Consider the following 13,471-nt stretch of genomic DNA (forward strand, 5'->3'; position numbering starts at 1 on the left):
TCAGGGGCGGGCGTTGCGGGCCAGTTCGAGGGCGTACGACGGCCACCACCGGCCCGCCGCCGGGCCGCCCCGGCAGGTGCCGTCGGACTCGCCGGGGCGTTTGATCCAGAGGTAGGCATCGAGGAGGGGGTTGTCCGTGCGGGTCGTCGGCGGGGTGCCCAGGGCGCGGCCGGGTGGATTGCACCACGCGTCGGTGCCGGTGTAGGGGCCGTTGCCGTTGCGGCTGGTGTCGATGACGTAGTGCTTGCCGGCGAGGTCCTTGGAGAGTTGGTCGCCGTACGTCGAACTCGCCTTGTCCGTCTGGTAGTTGGCGACGTTCAGCGCGACGCCGTCGGCACGGGCGACCCTGGACGCGTTGAGCGCGTCGACCAGTCGCCAGGCCTCGGGGATCCAACCGGAGTTGCCCGCGTCGAGGTAGACGCGGGTGTGCGGTTGGCGTTTGAGTCGGTCGACGGCGTGGGCGAGCAGTGCGTAGCGCTCCCGCGCGACCACCCGGGTGCAGCCGGCCACCACCTGGGCGACCGCGTCCGGTTCGACGATCACGTAGGCGGCCCGATCGCCGAGGGCGGTCGCGAACTCGTCGATCCAGGCGCGGTAGGCGGCCGACGTGGGGGCACCGCCGAGGGAGTACTGGCCGCAGTCGCGGTTCGGGATGTAGTACGCCACGAGTACGGCGATACGGCCGGCCCGGGTGGCGGCGGTGGTGCGGGCGCGGACGAGTGGGCCGGGGTCGGGACCGTTGAGCCACTCGGCCTCGGGTCTGGTGGCGATGCGGTCCATCAGGGCGGCGTCCGTTGGTCGGCCGGATTCGCGCCAGGTGGCTGCCTGTTGTGCGGCTCGGGAGTCGGGGGCGGTCCAGAACGGTTCCGGTTCGTCGTGAGTCGCCCCCGCGCAGCAGAGGCCTGTGAGGAGGGTGGCGAGGAGGGCGCGTGATGCCGGTCTGGGCAAGGGGACTCCGTTCTCACCGGGGGTGACTCGTCCTCCCCGGAGTCTGCGGGGCACGCGTCCACCAGCCGCCGTGGCACCGGTCAGGTCGCTGCAAGATCACCCCGACGGATGCGGACGCGCGCTACCGGGAGGGGTGCGGTGTGTCGTTCGGCGGCTGCTGCGCCGTCGTGGCTGGTCGCGCAGTTCCCCGCGCCCCTGAAGGGGCGCTGCCCCACGCCCTCCTTTTGGGTACCGGGCTCGCATAGCTCCCCGCCCTGCTCGTCCTCAGTCCCAGGCCCACCAGTGACTCCGCCAGTTTCACCGCCGCGCCGACCCCGTCGACCACCGGCAGCCCCAGCTTCTCCCCCACCGCGCGCTGCAACCCGGTCATTCCGGCGCAGCCCAGCACCAGTACCTCGGCGCCGGCCGCGCACGCCCGTTCCGCTGCCGTGAGGAATGCCGCCTCGGTACGGTCCTCGTCGCCGCCGAGGTCGAGGACGCTCAGCCCGGTCCCCACCACGGCCGCGCAGTTCCGGCCCACCCCCGCCAGCTCCAGACTGTCCTCGATCTGGCCGCAGGACCGTTCCAGCGTGGTGACGACGCCGTAGCGTCGGCCCAGCAGGCAGGCGAGGTGGGCGGCGGCCTCGGTGATGTCGACGACCGGTACGTCCACCAACTCCCGGACGCCTTCCCGCCCGTGCTCCCCGAAGCCGGCCATGACGACGGCGTCGTAGGGCGGGCCGTCGTAGGTCCGCAGCAGGTCCATGACGGCCGCCGCCGAGAGATAGCTGTCGAGCCAGCCCTCCGCGGACTCCGGGCCCCACGCGGGGGTCAGTCCGGTCACGGTGGTGCCCGGGCCTGCCGCGGCCCGGGCACCTCGTACGATCTCCTCGGTCATCTCCTGCGTGGTGTTGCAGTTGGTGACGACGATGCGCACTCCGCTCAGACCTCCACCGGCTCGGGGGCGGGCTCGGCGGCGGCTCGGTCGGTGCGGCAGATCAGCAGGTACAGGCCGGCGCCCAGGGCCGTGCCGATGAACCACGAGTACGGGGCGACGTCGCTGAACGTCTTGACGAGGGCGAGTACGGCCGCGACGGCCGCCGAGGGCAGGAACGCCCACAGGGCCTTGGGGTTGACGCCCTTGCGGTAGTAGTAGCGGGAGCCGGGGGTCGCGTCGAAGAGTTCCTGTACGTCGACCCGGCCGCGCTTGACCCAGTAGTAGTCGACCATGATCACGCCGAACAGCGGGCCCAGGAAGGCGCCGAGGCCGCCGAGGAAGTAGTTGACGACCGTGGGGTTCGAGAAGAGGTTCCACGGGGTCACGACCAGGGCCGCGACCGTGCTGATCATGCCGCCGATCCTGAAGCTGATCTTCTGCGGCCAGACGTTGGCCAGGTCGTACGCCGGGGAGACGAAGTTGGCGACGATGTTGACGCCCATGGTGGCGACGGCGAACGTCAACGCGCCCAGCACCATCACCCAGGTGTTGCCCACCTTGGCCACCAACTCGGCCGGGTCCGTGATGGCTTGGCCCCAGACCTCCAGCGAACCGGCCGTGACGATCACCGAAACGACCACGAACGCCGTGGAGTTGATGGGCAGGCCCCAGAAGTTGCCGCGGCGGACGGTGCGTTCGTCCGGTGCGAAGCGGGAGAAGTCGCAGAAGTTGAGCATCAGCGTGCCGTAGGTCGCGAGGATCAGGCCGATCGCGCCGAACCACTGCCGCCACTGCTCGCCGAAGGACACCGGGTGCGGGGTGGAGGTGAGCGAGATGCTCCAGCCCGCCTTGGACAGCACCCAGACGGCCAGCGCGATCATCACCAGCCAGATCGCGGGGCCGCAGAAGTCCTGGAACTTCCTTACGGATTCCATGCCCTGACTGATGATCACGGCCTGGATCAGCCACAGCGACACGAAGGAGACCCAGCCGAGGGCGTCAAGTCCCAGGAAGGAGTGGTGAGTCCAGGATTCCAGGCCCGGCCAGGCGGCCAGCAGCATCACGTTGACGGCGACCGAGGCCAGGTAGGTCTGGATGCCGTACCACATGATGGCGATCACGGCCCGGATGAGGGCCGGGATGTTGGCGCCCCAGACGCCGAAGCTGATGCGGCTGACGACCGGGAACGGGACGCCGTGCGCCTGGCCGATCTTCCCCATCCAGTTCATGCCGACGTAGATGAGCACGAAGCCGACGAGCAGGGAGGTGAAGACCTGCCAGACGTTCATGCCGAGGACCAGCAGGCCTGCGGCGAAGGTGTAGTTGCCGAGGTTGTGGACGTCCGACATCCACATGGCGAAGAGGTCGAAGACCTTCCAGTTGCGCTTGTCGGCGGGGGCGAGGTCTTCGTTGGTGAGCCGGGGGTCGGGGACGAACGCTGGCGTGCCGGTGACTTCGGCACGATCGGCGAGGGACACGGGGGCCTCCAGGGCGAGGGACGGAAGAGCGCGGAGGGCGTGGGGGGTGAGGAGTGGGGGCGGGGAGTGGGGGCGGGGAACATGGAGGGGCAGGACGGCTTCCGGTGTCGTTTGGTATACCAAACTGCCGTCATAGTCCTCCCGTCAACCGTTCCGGCCGATGTCACCGCTGTTAACGCTCCGTAAAACACCCCCGGAGTCGGCGAAGATGGCCTCATGAGCTCCATGACAGCGAAGATCGAACCCCTCGGAGCGGTGCGCGAGCGTGTCCTGGCCACCCTGCGGCAGGACATCATCGCCGGTCGGCTCCGCCCCGGAGACCGGCTGGTGGAGCGCGAGCTGGCCGAGCGTTTCGGGGTCTCGCGGGTGCCGGTCCGGGAGGCGATCCGCGCCCTGGTCGCGGAGGGCTTCGTCCTGTTCGAGTCGGCGCGCCGCACGGTCGTACGACGGCTGACCCCGACCGACGTCAAGGAGCTGTTCGAGCTGCGCGAGGCGCTGGAGGTGTACGCGGCCGGGCTCGCCGCGTCCCGCGCGACCCCCCAAGCACTCGCCGAACTACGGGAGTTGCTGGACGGCGCGGCGGAGGCCACCCGGTCCGACGACGCCGAGGCGATCACCGACGTCAACACCCGCTTCCACGACCGCATTCTGGCCCTGGCCGGCAACAGCCTGCTGATCTCGGTCATGGAACCGGTCGACGGCCGGCTCCGCTGGCTCACCCGGCAGAACACGGAGTGGCCCCAACTCCTCACCGAACACCAGGAGTTGTACGAGGCCATCGCGTCCGGCGACCCGGACCGCGCCCGTGCCCACGCACTCAGCCACGTACAGGCGAACTACCGTTCCACGGTGCGTCATCTCTTCGGGGACGCAGGGGAATAGGCGAAGGGGAACACCATGGTCAGCAGACGTGGCCTGTTGGGCGGGGCCGCACTCATGGGCGTCGGGGCGCTGGCGGGCGTGACGCAGGGAGCGGGGGTGGCCGTGGCGGACGTGGCGCTGGACACTCCGTTCACGCCGGTCGGCACACCGCATCTGGCGCAGGCCGAGCAACTGGTGGGATATCAGCGGCTGTTGGCGGCCGGGTATCTGACGACCGGGCTGGTGGGGCACTGGCCGCTGGACGGCTCGGGCACCGACCGTTCCGGCCGCGAGCACCCCGTCGCCACCGGCTCCGGCGCGACCTGGACGGCGCTGCGCGCGGGCGGCGAGCTGAGCCTCGACGGGACGTCCGGGGCGTATGCCGCCACGGATTCCGTCCTGGACACGACACTCCCCTTCACGGTCTCGGCGTGGGTGCGCCTGGCGAGCGACGCCGACCCGTCGGCCATGTACACGGCGGTGAGCCAGGACTCCGCGACCACCAGCCGCTTCCTCCTCCAGTACGACAACACCGTCTCCACCTGGGCCTTCAAGGTCCGCAGCGAGGACCAGGCCACGAAGGTGTCCGCCGTCGCCTCGTCACCGGCCGCCCCCGGCGTCTGGACGCACCTCACCGGCGTCTGGGACGGCACGCAGCTCCGGCTGTACGTCAACGGCCAGCCGCAGGGCAGCGCGCCGACCACCCTGTCCTGGGCGGCGACGGCCGGCTTCTCTATCGGCCGGGCCCGCTTCGACGGCGCACCCGTCAACCGCTTCAAGGGCGCGATCGACGACGTACGGGCCTACGCCCGCGCCCTGTCCGCCGACGAGATCGCCGTCGTCAGCGGCCGTACGGCCCGTGAGAACAACGTCTACCTCAAGGGCTCGGCGGCGACGCTCACTTGGGGCCTTCCCGACGACCCCGCGAGCTGGGTGGCGCGCGCCCGCTGCGCGTCCTTCCTCACCGGCGTCCTCAAGCACACCTACGGCTGGGCCACGGACGACTACTTCCTCCAGTACTTCCAGGAGAAGGTCCCGGAGGCCGCCGACTACTGCGCGGCCTTCCTGAACGGCACCGCCGGCCCCCGCTTCCAGCGCGTCCGCAAGGTCGCCGACCTCCGGCCGGGCGACCTGATCGCCGTCGACTACCGGGGCAGCGACCCCGACAACACCGGCCACATCGTCATGGTCCGCGAGGTCAGGGGCGTGTTCAGCGGCACCGCCGACTTCACCGGCGAGACGCAGTACGCCGTCGAGATCCTCGACTGCACCTCCGACCCGCACGGCGTCTACGCGCTGACGAACTACCCCGCCTACCCCGACACCCGCATGGTCAGCAACACCACCGGCGAGAACCTCCAGGGCGTCGGCATCGGCCACATGATGTTCTACGCCTCCGACACCACGGGCGAGTTCTCGCGGTACCGGTGGAGCGTCAACTCGTCGAAGAGCGGCGGGACTTACGACGTGACGGCACGACCGGTCGCGGCGGCGCGCGTCGGCTGACCAGCGGGGGTCAACGGCGCCGGCGGCGGGCGTACTTGTCCGTCGCCGCCACCAGTGCCTCCGCGACACCCGGCGCGCCCGCGTTGTGGCCGGCCTCGTCCACGATCACCAACTCGCTGCCCGGCCAGGCGTGTTGGAGCCGCCAGGTGACGCCGAGGAGGTTGCCCAGGTCGAGGCTGCCCTGGACCAGGGTGCCGGGGATGTCTTTGAGCAGGTGGGCGTCCCGGAGCACGACGCCCTCGTCGTTTCCCTCTCCGAGGAAGTGGTCGTTGCCGAAGTAGTGCGTGACGGTCCGGGCGAAGCACATGCGGAACTCCGGGTCCTCGTACCGCTTCTCGGAGCGCGGCGGGGCCGGGACGATCGCCGTCTCCCAGTCCGTCCAGGCGCGTGCGGCCCGCTCCCGCACCGCCCGGTCGGGCGACTCGATGAGCCGGTTGTAGGCGGCGGCGAGGTTCCCGTTCCGTTCCCCGGCGGGGAGTTCGGCGACGAACGCCTCGAAGGCCTCCGGGAAGAGTTTCCCAAGTCCCCTGGTCAGCAAGGCCACTTCGGGATTGGAGCCGGTGGCGACACAGGTCAGCACCAGCTCCGACACGACCCCCGGATGCGTCTGCGCGTACCGCAGCCCGAGCACCGACCCCCACGACGCGCCCCACACCAGCCACCGCTCGATCCCCAAGTGCCGCCGCAGCAGCTCCAGATCGGCGACGAGGTGAGCCGTCGTGTTCACACTCATGTCGGTGTCGTACGCGCTCGCGTGCGGCCTGGAACGTCCGCACCCGCGCTGGTCGAGCAGCACGATCCGGTAGGCGGCGGGGTCGAAGTAGCGCCGGGGGTACGGGGAACAGCCCGAGCCCGGACCGCCGTGCAGCACGACCGCGGGCTTGCCGTGCGGGTTCCCGCAGGTCTCCCAGTAGACGCGGTTGCCGTCACCGACATCGAGCATGCCCTGGTCGTACGGTTCGATCTCCGGATACAGGCCCATCCCCCGACCCTAACCTCGCTACGGAGTGGTCGGCAGCCCCGCCGCCCCGGCCGCCGTGCGCAGTACGTCCCGCAGCATCGCGGGGGTGAGTTTGCCGGTGAAGGTGTTGCGCTGGCTGACGTGGAAGCAGCCGTAGAGGTCGAGGCCGTCGAGGGAGACCTGTGCCCCGTGCCCGAACGCGGGCCGTGGGCGCGGCACGTGCCAGCCCGCCGCCGCGAACGCGGGCAGCGCCGCCTGCCAGCCGAAGGCGCCGAGTACGACGGCGGCCTTCAACGTGGGCCGCAGCAGGGTGAGTTCCTCGACGAGCCAGGGACGGCAGGTGTCCCGCTCCTCGGGGGTGGGCTTGTTGGCGGGCGGGGCGCAGCGCACCGGCGAGGTGATGCGCACGCCGTACAGCTCAAGGCCGTCGTCGGCGCTCACGGCGGTCGGCTGCGAGGCGAGCCCGATGTCGTACAGGGCCTCGTACAGGACGTCCCCGGAGCGGTCGCCGGTGAACATGCGGCCGGTGCGGTTGGCGCCGTGCGCGGCCGGGGCCAGGCCGATGATCAGGAGCGATGCGTCGGCGGGGCCGAAGCCGGGTACCGGGCGGCCCCAGTACGTCCAGTCGGCGAAGGCGGCGCGTCTGGTGCGGGCAACCTCCTCGCGCCAGGCGACCAGGCGGGGACAGGCCCGGCAGCCGGTGACCCGGCGGTCGAGGTCGGACAGGTTCATACCCCCACGGTAGGACGATCACGTGAGGGCGACACCGAGAGCGACGAACCCGGGACCTCGGGGCCCCGCGACCCCGCGACCCCGCAGATCATGAGGAACGGCGGCGCCCGCGCCGGCCGCACGAACCACACGTACTTGTGGTGGCTGGCCTTTGCCGGAGCCACCTCGGCGAACCAGGGCCACCGGCCGACGGTGGCACCGCGCGCCGGCACGATCGGCTACCCCATGTACTTGTCGTGGCCGACCATTGCCGCAGCCACCCCGGCGAACCAGGACCGCCCCTCCGCTGGTGGCACCGCGCGCCGGCACGATCGGCTCAGGTCGTCGGCACCCAGAGGTCCGTCCAGCCGCCGGGGGCCTGCCGCTCGGTGACGGCGACCGCGCGGGAGAACGCCGGCGAAGTCGGCGAGCGGGGCGCCGAAGCCCGCGAGCCGTCTCCCCGGCTCAGGTCGTGGGCCGAAACCCGCCGGAGCCGTCCGTCTCGGGGGACTAAAGTCGGGGCATGGCTTCCGAGGGTGCGGACGAAACCGACGGCGACAACGGAACCGGCGCGACCACGACGAGCCGGAACTCCGACGCGCCCCGGAACCCCGCGGCCGCGCCGCAGAGCGACGCCGTGGCCGCCGCCAGGGCCGCCGGACCCTCGACCGGTGAGAGCGTCCGCGTCGACAGTTGGATCTGGTCCGTCCGCCTGGTCAAGACCCGCTCCATGGGCGCCGCCGCCTGCAAGGGCGGTCACGTCCGCGTCAACGGCGAGCGGGTGAAGCCCGCCCACTCCGTCCACGTCGGCGACGAGGTACGCCTCCGCCACGAGGGCCGCGAGCGCGTCGTCATCGTGAAGCAGGTCATCCGCAAACGGGTCGGCCCGCCGGTCGCCGCCCAGTGCTATGTGGACAACTCCCCGCCGCCCCCGCCCCGCGAGGCCGTCGCCCCGGCCGGCATCCGCGACCGCGGCACCGGCCGCCCCACCAAACGCGACCGCCGCGACCTGGAACGCCTGCGCGGCCTCCCCGGCACCGGTGCTGCCACCCCTCCGGATGCGCACCAGGACCGGGACTCCCACCGCGACACCCGCCGCGGTATCCGCCGCGACCCGCAGCGGTGACGTCCGGCCCGGATCACGCCTGTCGTCGTACCAGTCGCAGCAGTTCCCTGTTCTGCCCCCGCCGTGCCCAGGCGATCAGGGCCAGCGGGATGATCAGGATCAGCGGTGTCGCCGCGTTCTCCCCGTGGAACACCGTCATCTGGACGACGAACGCGCCCACCATCAGCGCGCTGAGCGCCGTCGCCGCCATCGACTGCAGCAGCGGGACCAACAGCGCGACGGCGCCGGACAGTTCGAGCGCGCCGATCGTGTACATGGCCCCGCTGCCCCAGCCGATCCGGTCGAAGGACTCCACGGCCGAGGGGTGCGCGATCAGCTTGGGCAGCGCGCTCGCGATGCCGTAGAAGAGGGCGATCAGCACCTGGAGGACGCGCAGCGCGATCCTGGCGCGGCGTCCGCGCGGGGTCGCGGCCTCGGCGACGACGACGGAACGGGAGTTCGCGGAGGCTACGGAAGCGATGGTCGCGGGGGTCTCGGACATGAGGGTCTCCTGTGGGAAGCGGTCGGTGTCGCTGTCACAGGGGTAGACCGACCCTCGTCCCCGAACTCATCGCCGCCTCACGGGATTTCCCTCCCTAGTCCGCTGCCGCCGCCGCTGCCACCGGCACCGCCCGCACCCATATCCGGTCGGGTGTCAGATAGCTGTCCACCTTCAGTCCCGCCTCCGCCAGCGCCTCCTCGAATTGGTCCTTCGTCAACGGCCGGGACAGGAACGTCTGGGTCCAGACCACGTCCGGGAACACATACTCCGCACGTACCGAGTCGACCCCGTCCCCGACCGGCTCCGCCGACACCATCCGCACGGTGAAGCCACTGGGGTCGATCCGCTCGCGCGGCAGGTTCGTGTGGTAGTCCTCGCCCTCCCGCTGGATCAGCACGCAGCCGCCCGGCGCGACATGCCGTACGCAGGTCCGCAGCAGTCCGCGCCGTACCTCGGCATCCCCCGCGTGCACCAGGAACGACGCGAGCATCACCACGTCGAAGGTCTCGCCCAGATCGAGGTTCTCGATCGGGCTGCATATCGTGCGTGCCCCCTGGACACGCTCCAGCATCTCGGCGGATTCGTCGACCGCCGTGACCGTGAACCCGCGCTCCAGGAGCGGGTGGGTCACCCGCCCCACCCCGCTGCCCAGCTCCAGGATGCGCGCACCCGCCGGCACCGCGGCCGTGATGATGTCCGGCTCCGCTCCCACAGAGAGCCGTGAATACAGCTCCACCGCGCAGCCGTCCGGGGTGATCGCCCCGGGTCCTGTCCCCTCGTATCCCTCACGCATTTCGAGTCGCATGCCCGTCCAACGGCCCGTGTCCGCACGCCAGTTCCCGACTCGCACTGGTTCACTCGTACGAGCCAATTTCCTTCAACAAGGCAACCGTCGGACCAACGAGGCAACTGTCGGATCAAAGCGGAGACTCTTGGAGCGGGAACCACCCGTGCCCGAGGTACCAGTGCCCGCCCGCCCGCAGATGGTCCCCGACGGCCCGCTCCACGGACGTACCCCGCGGCAGGCTCTCCACCGGCTGACCGGGATGGCCGAAGACGAACTGGACCGGCTCGGTGTCGGCCGGCTCCGTGTCCTCGTAGGCCACTCGGAACCGTTCCTGGAAGCGGACGATGTTGGAGTCGGCGGGCAGGTACCGCTTCAACTGCGGGTCGAGCAGCCAGGAGTGGCAGGTCGCGAGCTGGTGGTGTTCCTCGGGGAAGTGCCGGGCGAAGAACGCGCGAGCCAGGTCCAGCGAGCGTTCGCAGGCGGCCGGGGTGAGCGGTCCCTGGAAGTCGGGGATGTGCAGGTTCAGGCAGGGCGTCCCCGGGGCCGCCTCCAGCCCGGCCGCCGTGAGTGCCCGCGCGGTGCGCTCGCCGAGCCGCGCCCGCTCGAACTGCAGCCGCCCCAGTTGGTACAGCTCACCGCGGAAGTGCGGGACGAGCCACTGCGGGAACGGCAGCCCTCCCCCGCCGAACCGCCTGTGGTGCACCGCGATGTTGCGTCCCAGGTCGGCGAGGGTGCGCCGGGAGACGTCGGCGGGTATGCCGCGTTCGTGGTGGTAAGCGCGCGTGTAGGGCAGCGCGGCGACGAACACGTACACGGGGAAGTAGGCGCCCACTTCCGGCGGTGCCTCGGTCGACCGTGCCAGGAGCAGCTCGGTGAGCCGGGTCCAGTGGCCGTGCTCTCCGATGTCCTTCACCAGTTCGCCGACGCACTCCTCCAGGAGCCGCGTCGCGTCGGTGTCCCGCGTCAGCACCCGGCGCAGCCGCACCAGTTCGTTGATGTCCTCATGGGGTACGGCGAGGTCGACCAGGACCTCGGGCAGTTCGTCGGCGTCCGGCAGCACGGTGCGCTTCCCCTCCCTGTGGAGAACTCTCTGCGGAGAGCTACCTGTGGAGAACGTCCGGCCCGAAGAGTACGTTGCAAGGAGGAGTGGTGATCCTGATGCGTACAGGCAGTGAGCCGACGACGGCACGCAGTGCGCTGCGCACGCGGTTCTGGCTGAGCGTGTGGGGGCTGGTCTGGACGATCTTCGGCACGGCCGCGTTCGCCCTCACCGGGCGCCCCGGGTGGGCGGCGGCCTGCGCGGTGCTGTGGCTGATCGTCACGATCGACATGACCATGATCCTCAGACACATGCGTCAGGGCCCGCACTACCAGCCGGGCCCGGACGTCCCGCCGTACCGACCACCGGAGCACCGTCACCCCTGACGGGCGGAAGCGTGCCCCCCATGGGCCTGCCCTACAGGTCGGCCATGAGGGGTGTGCCTACCCGTCGAAGCGGGCCGCCTTCAGGTACTGCGGTTGGGGGTCGAGGGCGGCGGCCAGCCGGAAGTGGCGTTTGGCCTGGTCGGCGCGGCCCTGTCGCTCGTAGGTGCGGGCGAGCGCGAAGTGCGCGAAGGCGTTGTCCGGCTCGCGCTCCAGGACGATGGTGAACTCCAGCTCAGCGGGGCGCAGTTGCGCGGCCGCGAAGAAGGCACGCGCGCGCAGCAGCCGGGCGGCGGTGTTCTCCGGGTGCGCGTCGATGACGCGGTCGAGCAGTTTCACCGCGCCCCGCGGGTCCCGCGCGGCGAGCAGTTGCTCGGCGGCGCGGAAGTCGATGACATGCGTCTCCGGAGTACGTCCGGTCGTTCCGCTGTTCTCGGGCACGGCGAATTCCTTCCCTCGCTACGACGTTTCAACGCCCGCGGAAAGGGCCGCTATTCCTGGGGTGGCTCCTGGGGCGCGTGCGCCCTGCGGACGAGTTCGGCCCATACGTCCCGTACGCGCCGTTCCAGCGCCTCCAGGGCTACGTCGTTGTCGATGACGATGTCCGCGATGGCGAGCCGCTTCTCGCGCGTCGCCTGGGCGGCCATACGCGCGCGTGCGTCGTCCTCGGTCATGCCGCGCAGCCTGACCAGCCGGTCGAGCTGGGTCTCGGGGCTCGCGTCGACGACGATCACCAGGTCGTACAGCGCGGTGAGGGCGTTCTCGGCGAGGAGGGGGACGTCGTGGATCACCACGGCCTCGTCGGCCGCGGCCGTTTCGAGCTCCCGGGAGCGTCTGCCCACCAAGGGGTGCACGATCGCGTTGAGGACGGCCAGCTTCTCGGGGTCGGCGAAGACGATGGAGCCCAGCTTCGGCCGGTCGAGTCCGCCGTCCGCGTCGAGCACGTCCTCCCCGAACGCCTCAACCACCGCCGCCAACCCGGGAGTTCCGGGCGCGACGACCTCGCGCGCGATGCGGTCGGCGTCGATCAGCACGGCGCCGTACCCGACGAGCAGCCGCGACACTTCACTCTTACCGGCACCGATGCCCCCGGTGAGGCCGACCTTCAGCATGGACCGAAGCCTACGGCCTGTCACTGACAGGCCGTCCGGTGACCGTCGGCAACGGCGCGGGCCCTGTCCGGTGGACAGGGCCCGGGCGTCACGCGCGCGTCAGTTGTCGCCCTCGCGCTCCGCCAGGAAGCGCTCGAACTCCTGCCCGATCTCGTCCGCCGAGGGGATCTCGACCGGTTCGGCGAGCATGTTGCCGCGGCTCTCGGCGCCCGCGGCGGCGTCGTACTGGTGCTCCAGGCCCTGGACGAGTGCCACGAGCTCCTCGTCGCCCTCCTGGATCTGCCGGTCGATCTCGGTCTGGGTGCGGTGGGCCTCGGTGCGCAGGGAGTGCGCGATGCCGGGGAGGACCAGTCCGGTGCCCGCCGTGATGGCCTCCAGGACGGTCAGGGCCGCGTCGGGGTACGGGGACCGGGCGATGTAGTGCGGGACGTGCGCGGCGACGCCCAGGACATCGTGACCGGCCTCCATGAGGCGGTACTCGACGAGCGCCTCGGCGCTGCCGGGAACCTGCGCCTCGTCGAAGGGGCTGCGGTGGCCCGGGACGAGGTCGTTGCGGTTGCCGTGCGGGGTGACGCCCACGGGCCGGGTGTGCGGGACGCCCATGGGGATGCCGTGGAAGTTCACGGACAGCCGGACGCCGAGCCGCTCCACGATCTGCTGGACGGCCGCGGCGAAGCGCTCCCACTCGACGTCCGGCTCGGGGCCGGAGAGGAGCAGGAAGGGGGCTCCGGTGGCGTCCTGGACCAGTCGTACGTCGAGGGTGGGCTCCTCGTAATCGGTCCACCGGTCCCGCTTGAAGGTGAGCAGCGGGCGGCGGGCGCGGTAGTCGACGAGCCGGTCGTGGTCGAAGCTGGCCACGAGCTGATGGGGCAGCGTATCGAGCAGACGTTCGACGATCTGGTCGCCTGTCTCCCCGGCGTCGATGTATCCGTCGAAGTGGTAGAGCATGACAAGACCGGCCGACTCCTGTGCGAGCGCCATGTCGACGACTGCCAGGCCCTTCGGCTCCCATGCGTACAAACCCTGCGGATCAAGCACAGTGACCGCTCCTCCTCGTGTTCGTACTGCACAACGCCCTCCAGGGCATGGGCATTCCCGCCCATGCCCCTGATCAGGCACCTCTTACGGGCTTTTCATGCGCCGCTCCCCCGTGTCACCGGGA

The 13,471-nt window shown here is 70.9% G+C and carries 15 protein-coding genes; 4 read left to right on the forward strand and 11 right to left on the reverse strand.

The window, feature by feature from the left end; genetic code table 11:
* The 3 genes from OG223_RS14585 to OG223_RS14595 form a co-directional block, all read right to left on the reverse strand.
* Nucleotides 1-948 (reverse strand): glycoside hydrolase family 6 protein, encoded by a 948-nt coding sequence (locus tag OG223_RS14585; protein WP_329247595.1) that lies wholly within the window; start codon nt 946-948, stop codon nt 1-3.
* A gap of 121 nt (nt 949-1,069) precedes the next feature.
* Entirely contained in the window at nt 1,070-1,864 is a 795-nt protein-coding gene (locus OG223_RS14590; RefSeq protein ID WP_329247597.1) for an aspartate/glutamate racemase family protein, read from the reverse strand.
* A gap of 5 nt (nt 1,865-1,869) precedes the next feature.
* A complete protein-coding gene (locus OG223_RS14595) occupies nt 1,870-3,342 on the reverse strand; it encodes an NCS1 family nucleobase:cation symporter-1 (protein WP_329247600.1) in 1,473 nt (490 codons plus the stop codon).
* 216 nt (nt 3,343-3,558) lie between these two features.
* Here OG223_RS14595 and OG223_RS14600 point away from each other — a divergent pair, with 216 nt between their 5' ends.
* Together OG223_RS14600 and OG223_RS14605 are read left to right on the forward strand one after the other, a co-directional pair.
* Nucleotides 3,559-4,224, forward strand: coding sequence for a GntR family transcriptional regulator (locus tag OG223_RS14600; protein WP_329247603.1), 666 nt, complete (start codon nt 3,559-3,561; stop codon nt 4,222-4,224).
* Between the two features lie 15 nt (nt 4,225-4,239).
* The gene (locus OG223_RS14605; protein WP_329247605.1) at nt 4,240-5,709 is read left to right on the forward strand and encodes a LamG domain-containing protein; all 1,470 of its coding nucleotides are present in this window, start codon (nt 4,240-4,242) and stop codon (nt 5,707-5,709) included.
* 10 nt (nt 5,710-5,719) lie between these two features.
* On the opposite strand, the gene pip is transcribed toward OG223_RS14605, so the two are convergent.
* Nucleotides 5,720-6,691 (reverse strand): prolyl aminopeptidase, encoded by a 972-nt coding sequence (gene pip, locus OG223_RS14610; protein ID WP_329247608.1) that lies wholly within the window; start codon nt 6,689-6,691, stop codon nt 5,720-5,722.
* Between the two features lie 18 nt (nt 6,692-6,709).
* A complete protein-coding gene (locus tag OG223_RS14615; RefSeq protein ID WP_329247610.1) occupies nt 6,710-7,402 on the reverse strand; it encodes a uracil-DNA glycosylase in 693 nt (230 codons plus the stop codon).
* A gap of 502 nt (nt 7,403-7,904) precedes the next feature.
* Between OG223_RS14615 and OG223_RS14620 the strand changes: the two genes are divergently transcribed.
* Entirely contained in the window at nt 7,905-8,507 is a 603-nt protein-coding gene (locus OG223_RS14620) for an RNA-binding S4 domain-containing protein (RefSeq protein ID WP_329247613.1), read from the forward strand.
* Nucleotides 8,508-8,520: 13 nt separating this feature from the next.
* On the opposite strand, the gene OG223_RS14625 is transcribed toward OG223_RS14620, so the two are convergent.
* From OG223_RS14625 to OG223_RS14635, 3 genes are all read right to left on the reverse strand, one after another.
* Nucleotides 8,521-8,988 (reverse strand): DoxX family protein, encoded by a 468-nt coding sequence (locus OG223_RS14625; RefSeq protein WP_329247616.1) that lies wholly within the window; start codon nt 8,986-8,988, stop codon nt 8,521-8,523.
* A 94-nt stretch (nt 8,989-9,082) separates the two neighbouring features.
* Nucleotides 9,083-9,793, reverse strand: coding sequence for a class I SAM-dependent methyltransferase (locus OG223_RS14630; protein ID WP_329247618.1), 711 nt, complete (start codon nt 9,791-9,793; stop codon nt 9,083-9,085).
* 112 nt (nt 9,794-9,905) lie between these two features.
* Nucleotides 9,906-10,835 (reverse strand): acyltransferase domain-containing protein, encoded by a 930-nt coding sequence (locus OG223_RS14635; protein ID WP_329247621.1) that lies wholly within the window; start codon nt 10,833-10,835, stop codon nt 9,906-9,908.
* A gap of 98 nt (nt 10,836-10,933) precedes the next feature.
* Here OG223_RS14635 and OG223_RS14640 point away from each other — a divergent pair, with 98 nt between their 5' ends.
* Nucleotides 10,934-11,200: a DUF6343 family protein gene (locus OG223_RS14640; RefSeq protein ID WP_329247624.1), complete on the forward strand. Its 267-nt coding sequence runs from the start codon at nt 10,934-10,936 to the stop codon at nt 11,198-11,200.
* A gap of 57 nt (nt 11,201-11,257) precedes the next feature.
* Here the strand turns inward: OG223_RS14640 and OG223_RS14645 are convergent, their stop codons facing one another.
* From OG223_RS14645 to OG223_RS14655, 3 genes are all read right to left on the reverse strand, one after another.
* Nucleotides 11,258-11,638 carry a tetratricopeptide repeat protein gene (locus OG223_RS14645; RefSeq protein WP_200690741.1) on the reverse strand — a complete coding sequence of 127 codons (381 nt, stop codon included), beginning with the start codon at nt 11,636-11,638 and terminating at the stop codon, nt 11,258-11,260.
* 50 nt (nt 11,639-11,688) lie between these two features.
* Nucleotides 11,689-12,309: a dephospho-CoA kinase gene (gene coaE, locus OG223_RS14650; protein WP_329247629.1), complete on the reverse strand. Its 621-nt coding sequence runs from the start codon at nt 12,307-12,309 to the stop codon at nt 11,689-11,691.
* A 99-nt stretch (nt 12,310-12,408) separates the two neighbouring features.
* Entirely contained in the window at nt 12,409-13,347 is a 939-nt protein-coding gene (locus tag OG223_RS14655) for a PAC2 family protein (protein ID WP_033287219.1), read from the reverse strand.
* Nucleotides 13,348-13,471: the final 124 nt, after the last annotated feature.

This window comes from Streptomyces sp. NBC_01478 (genome assembly GCF_036227225.1).
Lineage (GTDB): Bacteria > Actinomycetota > Actinomycetes > Streptomycetales > Streptomycetaceae > Streptomyces.

Bases quoted from the DNA above. Each gene is read 5' to 3' on its own strand.
- OG223_RS14600 (WP_329247603.1), top strand. From the start codon at position 3,559: ATGAGCTCCATGACAGCGAAGATCGAACCCCTCGGAGCGGTGCGCGAG.
- OG223_RS14605 (WP_329247605.1), top strand. From the start codon at position 4,240: ATGGTCAGCAGACGTGGCCTGTTGGGCGGGGCCGCACTCATGGGCGTC.
- pip (WP_329247608.1), bottom strand. From the start codon at position 6,691: ATGGGCCTGTATCCGGAGATCGAACCGTACGACCAGGGCATGCTCGAT.
- OG223_RS14615 (WP_329247610.1), bottom strand. From the start codon at position 7,402: ATGAACCTGTCCGACCTCGACCGCCGGGTCACCGGCTGCCGGGCCTGT.
- OG223_RS14620 (WP_329247613.1), top strand. From the start codon at position 7,905: ATGGCTTCCGAGGGTGCGGACGAAACCGACGGCGACAACGGAACCGGC.
- OG223_RS14625 (WP_329247616.1), bottom strand. From the start codon at position 8,988: ATGTCCGAGACCCCCGCGACCATCGCTTCCGTAGCCTCCGCGAACTCC.
- OG223_RS14630 (WP_329247618.1), bottom strand. From the start codon at position 9,793: ATGCGACTCGAAATGCGTGAGGGATACGAGGGGACAGGACCCGGGGCG.
- OG223_RS14640 (WP_329247624.1), top strand. From the start codon at position 10,934: ATGCGTACAGGCAGTGAGCCGACGACGGCACGCAGTGCGCTGCGCACG.
- coaE (WP_329247629.1), bottom strand. From the start codon at position 12,309: ATGCTGAAGGTCGGCCTCACCGGGGGCATCGGTGCCGGTAAGAGTGAA.